This window comes from Variovorax sp. TBS-050B, assembly GCF_029893635.1.
Lineage (GTDB): Bacteria > Pseudomonadota > Gammaproteobacteria > Burkholderiales > Burkholderiaceae_C > Variovorax.
Genome location: NZ_JARXYR010000002.1, coordinates 3,006,573 through 3,014,816, shown reverse-complemented (window position 1 = coordinate 3,014,816; position 8,244 = coordinate 3,006,573). Strand labels below are relative to the sequence as shown.

The following is an 8,244-nucleotide window of genomic DNA, read 5'->3' as shown; positions in this document are numbered from 1 at the left end:
GTCAGCCGGCGGCGGTGTGGGTCGCGGGGCGCTGTTCCTGCTGCGCCATCCACTCACGCAGCGAGCGCGGCCGCATGTCGGTCCACGCCTGCTCGACGTGGGCGAGCACCGTCTTCTTGTCGCCCTTCACGCCTTCGACCGCGGTCCAGCCCTTGGGCACGGCCTTCCAGTGGGGCCAGATGGAGTACTGGTCTTCGTGATTGACCAGAACGATGAAGGTCTCGTCTTCGCGATCGAAGCAGCTCGTCGACATGGGTGCGTCCTTGTGCGGTTGAACAGAAGGAAGCGGACCATTGCCGCTCCCCTGTCAACAAGACGCTTCGGGACGCGATCTGTTCATTCGGCCGCGGCGGGCGGCACGATGCCGGCGAGCAGCCAGAGCCTCGCGGCGCGGTCGTAGGCCTTGCGATGGCGCGGATCGGCCACGAGCCAGGCCGTCATCTCCTTCTGCGCAGCCGCGTCGAAGCGCTCGCGGTCGTATTCGCGCTGCACCCATTGCCATGCGGTGCTCCAGATGGGGTCGTCCTGTTCGTCCTGAGTCATGTGCGTGAAGGATGCGATGCATCGCGCCGCGGCGCAATGCATGCGAGGGTAAAGCTTTTACCCTACACCATCCGCGCGCGGCGGCGCTCAATCGTCGTCGTCGAGCAGCCGGCCGCAGGCCTTGATGGCCTGCGCGGCCTCGGCGATGAGGCCGTTCACGAGCCCAAGCGCACAGCCCAGGCGCTGTGCGATCTCGCGCTGCGTGAGCCCTTCGAGCCGGTAGAGCTCGAACACGAGCCGCGTGCGCGCGGGCAGTCCGGCGAGCACCCGGTCGATCGCATGGATAGCCTGCCGCTCGCGCATCAGGCGGTCGGGCGAAGGCGGCCCGGCGACGTCGAGCGCCTCCACGTCCACGTCGAAGCTGCGGTAGTTGGCCTCGACGGTGTGGCGGCGACAGCAGTCGAGCGCCACGTTGCGCACCACCTGGCAGCAATAGCCGATCGGCCGCTCGGCCTTGCGCACGCTCGCGCCGTCGACGATGCGCAGGTAGGCGTCCTGCAGCACGTCGTCGGCCAGCTCCGCGGTGCGCACGATCTTGCGCGCCACGCGCAGCAGCTGCGGACGGTTGGCGATGAAGACCTCGGCCAGCGAAGGCTCGGGCAGATGCAGGGCCATGTCGATCGGCTCCCGCCTCATGCGAAGAAGCGGGGCGCCAAAGGCCCGGAGAAAGAACGTCGGCGCGCATGCAGGCACATGAACATGAGAGCAGTACTCCTGAAGCGTTCAATACAAATGAGAATTATTACTACTTGTGGATACACATCGGCCCTGGTTCTGTCCCATCTCGCGCTCCATGCCCTTAAGACGTTCGAGCGCGCCAAAGCGAGACAGCCGCGGCGCCTGCGCATCGCATCCGCGCCTCCTTCGCCTCGCGGATGGTGGGCGGGCCGCATGACAGCAGGATGATCGTGCGAACGCCCGCGGCGGGGGCCCTAGAATTCCGCCCCTTTGCCTCTACGCACCGCTTCCCTTTCCCCATGAACATCGTCGTCAACGAAGAACTCAAGGCCTACATCGATCCATTGACGCCGGAGGAATACGAGGCGCTGGAGCGCAGCATCCTCGCCGAAGGCTGCCGCGACGCGCTGGTGCTCTGGGGCGACGTGCTGGTGGACGGCCACAACCGCTACGGCATCTGCCAGAAGCACGGGCTGCCGTTCCAGACGGTGCAGAACACGCGCTTCCAGACCATCGAGGACGTGCACCTCTGGATGATCGACCAGCACCTGGGCCGGCGCAGCATCTCCGACTTCCTGCGCGGCGTGCTGGCGCTGCGCAAGAAGGACATCGTCGACAACCGCCGCGCGCGCACGATGACGGAGGCGGCGCCGCGCGACGACGATCCGCCCTTCGACGTCGACACGCCCTCCGCGGCCGAGCCGGGCGCCGCCCTGCCCCCGCCCGCGCCGCTCAACAGCCGCGAAGCCATTGCGCGCGCGGCACGCCTGAGCAGCAACCAGGTGGTGATGATCGAGAAGATCCAGAAGCAGGCCGCGCCCGAGCTGGTGGCCGCGGTGAAGTCGGGCGTGATCTCGATCAACACCGCGGCCGCCGTGGCCACGCTGCCGGCCGAGCAGCAGGTGTCGGCGGCCAACGCCGGCAAGGACGAGCTCAGGCAGGCCGCGAAACGCGTGCGCGAGGCGAAGCGCAAGCCGCGCGATGCGCAGGCGGAAGCCGCCGACGCCGGCGATCAGCCGCAGGAGGCCGACGCGCTCGCCGCACTGGAACAGCGCGTGGCCGAACTCACGGCCGAGAACGAAGCGCTGCGCCGGCAGGTGGCGGAACTGCAGGCGCAGCTCGCCACCGCTTGAAGCCGCTCAGAGCCGGATTTCGGTGATCTTCGCGCCCGAGAGCGAGACGCCCGCCTCCAGGCCCACGTTGGTGAGCACGAAGCCCACCACCGGCTGGCGGATCGTGTTGGTGTCGATGCTGCCGTTCGCGCCGATTGTGGCCGCCGCCACGGTGGCGTCGGCGCCCGCGGTCCAGCCCTTGCTGTTGCGGAACTTGTCGAGCGCGGCCGGCGTGTTGAACACGTAGATCACCGCCTTCGACTGCGCGCCGGCCTGGAAGCCGACCGAGCCCGCAGTGGTGCTGTAGTAGGCCTGGGTGCGACCGTTCATGCGCAGCGCGCCGCGGCCGTATTCGGCGCCGACGCCCATGCTCGCGCCGACCACGGCCGGGAACACCAGCACCCCGCTCGACGCGGCGACCATCTCGCGCGAGCCCTTGACGTTGCTGTACAGCTTGGACAGTGCGGCATCGACCTGCGCATCGATCGACGCGCGCGACGACGTGGCGCTCGCCTGGTTGTCGGGCCGCGTGGTGGTGCAGCCCACGACCGCGAAGCCGCCGACTGCGACGGCGCATGCGATGGCGAGGCTGCGGAAATGAATGGATGGCATGGCGTTCTCCTCTTCTGCTTGCTGTGATGACGAAAGACCGGGCGCCCGAGTCCTGCCCGCGCCCGGCCGCCTGTTGGCCGTTTCATGCTACGACGCCCGGACGGCCCCGCCGGCAGGTCTGGAAAAGCGCCTACGCCAACTCGCGCCGCGCAAGAAGCGCAAGCGCGGCCTCTGATCCCCGCCGCCGGGAGCCGGCCGTAGGATGGAGGCCCCTCTGTCCAAGGACGAAAACGACCGCTTCGATGCATGCGCTGAATCTCACCCTCTTCGACGCGCTGGCCGCGGGCTTCTCGCCGTCGCCGGCGTGGCTGCGGTTCGCCTCGGCGATCGCCGTGGGATCGTCGTGGGCCTGCGCCGCGGCGCTCGCCTGGATCGGCTGGCGCCGCGCGCCGGAGCGCCTCCATCTCCTTGCGGCGGTCGCAGCCGGCGGGGCCGCCTCGCTGATCTCGCACGAGGTCGCGGCCGCCATCGGCATGCCGCGGCCCTTCGTCCTCGGACTCAGCCCGCCGCACGTGCCGCACGGCGTGCGCGCGGGGCTTCCGAGCACGCATGCCTCGGTGATGTTCACTATGGCCTTCGTGCTCCTGGGGCGGCGTCCGCTGCGCGACGCCGGCCTTCTGATGCTGGGCGCGGCCTTGCTCACCGGGTGGGCGCGCATCCATGTCGGCATTCACTTTCCGCTCGACATCGCGGCCGGCGCGCTGCTGGCGGCGACGCTCGCCACCGGGCTGCTCGGCCTGCGGCTACTGCTGGCGCGGGGCGCGCCGCAGCTCGCGGGCATGGGGGCCGCGGCGCTGCGGCTGTTCGCGGGCAGCGCGGCGGCACCGTGCGTGGTGCTGGTCTTCGCGGCGGCAGCGGCCTGGATCGGGCTGCGCCTGCCGCATGCGCCCGTGCTGCTGGAAGAGAACGGCCCGATCGAGCTCGGAACGATGCAGCTCTACCTCGCCGCGGCGCTCTGCTTCCTGCTGGTCCGCGTGCGCGCGCTCTCGCGCCTCGACCGCAGTGCCATCTGCGCCGTGCTGCTCGCCTTGGCCGCGCGCGAAGCCGACTGGCACCTGGCGCCTTCGGGCGCCAAAGCCGCCTGGGCGGTGTTCGCGGCCTCCGCCGCCGCTGCCGCCTGGCTCGCGGCGCGCGCCTGGGCGCAACGGCCGGCGCTGGGCATCTGGCTGCGGCGATGCCCCGAAGCCGCGACCTGGCTGACCTTTCTCGTGGTGGTGAGCACGGCGGTGATGCTCGACCAGATGCCGGCACCGCCCGCGACCGGTGCAACGCTGCGCGCCCATGTGGCGCTGAGCTTCGAGGAAGTGCTGGAGCTGGTGCTGCCGGTGCTGGCGCTCTTGGCCGTGTTGCAGGCGAGGCTGGGGGCGGGCCGCGGAGTCTGATTAAACATTTGCCATTCAAATGATTTTTTTTGAATTCACGAAAATCATTTCACGCACACCCTGATCCGCCCGACCTGCATTCTCCTCACGTCAATTCACATTTTCAAATCGAATTGACATTTCAAAAAAACAAAGCGTGAATTTATTCACACAACAATTAACCTCAATGTTAAAAAATCAAAAAACGATTTTTTGATTGTGACAAGACAATTGGCACTTCTGTATTTCACCAACGACAGAGGTGCATGTGTTTCTGCTCCAGCATGTTTCCCGGAAGGCGCCTTCCACCCGGACGGCAATTCCGCCGTCGACGCGCCTGAACACCTTCACGGGCGCCCGCGGGCTCTGTGGCGCCGCAGCCGCCGCCCTGCTGATGCTCGGTGCCCCGGCCCTCGCCCAGACGAGCGCCGCCGCGCCGGCCGCCGAAAAGAAGAGTCCCCTCGCCGTTGCCCTGACCCAGCACAAGGTTGAAAAGGACTCGGCCGGCAAAGAACGGCTGGTCGATGCGAGTTCGGTCAAGCCCGGCGACATCCTCGAATACAGGGCCACCTACACCAACCAGACGGCTAAGCCGATCGCGGGATTGACGGCGGATCTGCCAATTCCCGAGCAACTCGAATACCTGCCCCGGAGCGCCAGGCCCGGCGCAGGCCTGGTCAAAGCGGCCGCGCGCGACGGCCTGTTCGGGCCCGAACCGCTGACTCGCACGGTGAACGGCAAATCGGAGCCCGTTCCCTATGACGAATACCGCCGATTGCGCTGGGCGCTGGGCTCGCTGCCTGCGAACGGCAGCACGGCGGTGAGCGCGCGCGCGCGGGTGCGGGCGGCGGCACCGCCGGTGCCAGCGCAACAGCCCGTCAAAGCCGGGCCCTGAGGCCCCGCCCGGAGGCTCGCCAGGCCGAGCCCCTCACCCCATAAAAACTTCAGGGAGCAGCAAATGATTTTCTTCTTGCCAATGCGCACGGCCGGGTTCCGGCGCGCCTGGACCATGGCGGCCGTCCTGGCGCTGGGCCTGCTGTTCGGCAGCACCGGCGCCCTGGCCCAGTCGCCGCCCGCCAACACCGTGATCGGCAACCAGGCCTCCGCGAGCTACCTGGATCCGAACGGCGTGCGCCAGGTCGCCACCTCCAACCTCGTGCAGACCACGGTCCAGCAGGTGGGTTCGTTCATGCTCGACGGCCAGAGCACCGTCACCACCACGGTGGTCAACAACAAGACCGGCGCCGCGGGCGCGACGGTGTACGCACCGCACACGCTGGTCAACACCGGCAACGGCAGCGACACCTTCACGGTGAACGTGAGCGCACCGGCGAGCCCGAACGGCTTCTCGAAGGTCGAGGTGTTCGCCGACGCGAACGCCGACGGCCAGCCCGACAGCACGGCCACGCTCTGCTCGGCAGTGCCCAGCGCTTCGTGCAGCGTGCCGGCCCAGACGGTGGCCGGCAACAACGGCGCCTTCCACTTCGTGGTGGCCTATTCGATCCCGGCGACCGCGAGTTCAAGCAGCTTCACCTCGCCGGTGACCGCGACGGTCACGGCAACACCGGGCACGCCGTCGCTGTACGCATCCTCGAACCAGTCCGTGGCCGACCGCGATCAGGTGAACCTCACGACCGGCGCGGCCTTCAACGCCTCCAAGGCCCTCAGCGTTCCGGCGGTCGCCTGGTCGGCCAACGGCGGCAACTGGCCGGCGGCCTCGACCAGCGGGCCGGCCGCATTCTCGACCTGCCAGGCGACGGTCGCGGCCGCCGCCGCGCCGGCATCAGGCTGTACCTACACCACCTACACGCTGCGCTTCAACAACACCGGCGCCTCGGGCGGCAAGTTCGCGATGACCGACACGCTGCCGAGCGGCTTCACCTACGTGCCGGGTTCGGCGGTCTGGAGCAACGCATCGGGTACGGCGCTCGGCGACGGCGCGGGCGGCGATCCGGCCGGCATCGACTATGCGGCGTCGGGCAACACGCTGAGCTTCGTCGTCAATTCGCTGCCCGCGAACACCTCGCAGACCGTGAGCTTCGTCGTGCTGGTCAACAGCACGGCGGCCATCGGCACCTCGACCACCACCAACGCGGCGAACTACACCCCGGTCGACTCGCCCAATGCGACCACCTCATCGCCGGGCAGCTCGCTGACGCGCACGAACAATGCCGCTTTCACCGTGACCGGCACCTACGGCATCGTGCTGGGCTCCGCCACCGGCAACACCACGGCGTCGAACGACACCAACCCCGGCGTGCCGAACGACAACGCGGCGGACACCACCACGATCGCCAGCGCACCCGCAGGCAGCACGATCCGGTTCCCGCAAAAGGTCTTCAACGCGGGCAACGGGTCCGATCTCGTGAACCTGACGGTCGCCGCCGGGAGCTTTCCCACGGGCACCACCTTCGCCCTCTTCGCGAGCGACGGCACGAGGCCGCTGCGGGACAACAACGGCGACGGCATCGTCGACACCGGGCCGATTCCGGCGCAAGGGAGCGTCGACATCGTGCTGGCCGCAACGCTGCCTTCACCGGCAACGCTGCCGACGGGACCCTTCAGCGCCATCGTCACGGGCCGCTCGACCGCCGACAGCACCGAGCTCGATTCGACGCGCGACACGCTGACCGCCATGACGGGCACGCTGGTGGACCTGACCAACACCGCCAGCGGCAACGGCGTTGCAGGCAACACGGGCAACGGCGACGTGGGCACGGGCCCGAGCCCGCAACCGACGACGACCAACTCGACCGCGGCCGGCACCGGCACGGTGTTCAACCTGTTCGTGCGCAACAACGACACGGCGGAGAAGACCTTCAGCCTGGCGGCCAGCCAGACCAACGACTTCCCGGGCAGCCTGCCGCCGGGCTGGACGGTGAAATTCGTCGAAGCGGGCGGCAACTGCAGCGCCGCGGCGATCACCACCGTGACCGTGGCGAGCGGTGCGCAGACGGCCTTCAACGCCTGCGTCACGCCGCCCGCCTCCCAGGTGCCCGTGACCGCGCAGCGCATCTACTTCCAGGTGCGCTCGACGAGCGGCACCGTGGCGATCGACACCAAGACCGATGCCGTGACGGTCACGGCAGCCAGCAGCTACAGCGCCACCCTGACCCCGAGCAACAGCGGCCAGGTGGCACCGGGCGGCTCGGTGGTGTACGCCCACACGCTGACCAACACCGGCAGCCAGAGCTGTGCCGGGCCCTACAGCTTCACGGCAACGCTCCCGCCGGCCGACAGCTCGGCGGGCTGGACGACGGCACTCTATGTGGACAACAACGGGGACGGCCAGATCGACGGCGGGGACACGCTGGTGACGGACACCATCGCCGGCCCGCTGGCGGCGGGCGCAGCCCAGAAGCTGCTGGTCAAGGTGTTCGCCCCGGGCGGCGCCACGGCCGGCAGCGCGAACACGGCGACGGTCACGGTGACCTTTCCTTCGGGCGCCACCTCCTGCGGTGCGCCTTCGGCCACCGACACCACCACGGTCATCACCGGCCAGATCCGCCTCGTCAAGACGCAGGCGCTCGACGTCAACTGCGACGGGACCGAGGTGCCCTCGTCGGCGGCCGCATTGACCGCCAAGCCCGGCGAATGCCTGGTCTACCGCGTCGTGGCGACCAACGAAGGCTCGGCGCCGGTCTCCAACCTGGTCATCAGCGACACCGTGCCCGCCTACACCCGGCTGGCCGGCGCCACGCCGCCGCCGGCGGCAAGCCGGTGCTTCTCCAGCGGCGTGTCGCCCGCCTTCGGGGCCGCGAACTACTCGGCCTCGTCGACCACCGCCAACTGCGGCACCTTGTCGAACACGGTGTCGCCGGGTGGAACGGCAACGATGACCTTCTCGGTCAAGGTCGACAGCACCACGCCCTGACCGGGGCGTCACCGGTCGCCGGCGACCGAACTGCAGCACCTGCCCTTTCGCGTCCGCGAAGCAC

8 protein-coding genes are annotated in these 8,244 nt (G+C 69.0%); 4 read left to right on the top strand and 4 right to left on the bottom strand.

Translation table 11 applies throughout. From position 1 onward, the window contains the following. Position 1 precedes the first annotated feature (1 nt). The 3 genes from M2165_RS17010 to M2165_RS17000 form a co-directional block, all read right to left on the bottom strand. Positions 2–253: an MbtH family NRPS accessory protein gene (locus M2165_RS17010; protein ID WP_280815767.1), complete on the bottom strand. Its 252-nt coding sequence runs from the start codon at positions 251–253 to the stop codon at positions 2–4. Positions 254–336: 83 nt separating this feature from the next. After that, positions 337–543, bottom strand: a complete 207-nt coding sequence (locus M2165_RS17005) for a DUF4880 domain-containing protein (protein ID WP_280815766.1) — start codon at positions 541–543, stop codon at positions 337–339. A gap of 87 nt (positions 544–630) precedes the next feature. Beyond that, positions 631–1,179: a sigma-70 family RNA polymerase sigma factor gene (locus M2165_RS17000; RefSeq protein ID WP_280815765.1), complete on the bottom strand. Its 549-nt coding sequence runs from the start codon at positions 1,177–1,179 to the stop codon at positions 631–633. A gap of 341 nt (positions 1,180–1,520) precedes the next feature. Between M2165_RS17000 and M2165_RS16995 the strand changes: the two genes are divergently transcribed. Then, positions 1,521–2,354 carry a plasmid replication/partition related protein gene (locus M2165_RS16995; protein ID WP_280815764.1) on the top strand — a complete coding sequence of 278 codons (834 nt, stop codon included), beginning with the start codon at positions 1,521–1,523 and terminating at the stop codon, positions 2,352–2,354. Between the two features lie 6 nt (positions 2,355–2,360). Here M2165_RS16995 and M2165_RS16990 read toward each other — a convergent pair whose 3' ends face one another. After that, complete coding sequence (locus M2165_RS16990) at positions 2,361–2,945, bottom strand: YSC84-related protein (protein ID WP_280815763.1); 585 nt, start codon at positions 2,943–2,945, stop codon at positions 2,361–2,363. A 242-nt stretch (positions 2,946–3,187) separates the two neighbouring features. On the opposite strand from M2165_RS16990, the gene M2165_RS16985 reads away from it, so the two are divergent. From M2165_RS16985 to M2165_RS16975, 3 genes are all read left to right on the top strand, one after another. After that, on the top strand, positions 3,188–4,327 hold the full coding sequence (locus tag M2165_RS16985) for a phosphatase PAP2 family protein (RefSeq protein WP_280815762.1): 1,140 nt from the start codon (positions 3,188–3,190) through the stop codon (positions 4,325–4,327). A 247-nt stretch (positions 4,328–4,574) separates the two neighbouring features. Next, positions 4,575–5,201 carry a hypothetical protein gene (locus M2165_RS16980; protein ID WP_280815761.1) on the top strand — a complete coding sequence of 209 codons (627 nt, stop codon included), beginning with the start codon at positions 4,575–4,577 and terminating at the stop codon, positions 5,199–5,201. A gap of 81 nt (positions 5,202–5,282) precedes the next feature. Then, positions 5,283–8,180, top strand: coding sequence for a hypothetical protein (locus tag M2165_RS16975; protein ID WP_280817562.1), 2,898 nt, complete (start codon positions 5,283–5,285; stop codon positions 8,178–8,180). The last annotated feature ends 64 nt before the right edge of the window (positions 8,181–8,244 follow it).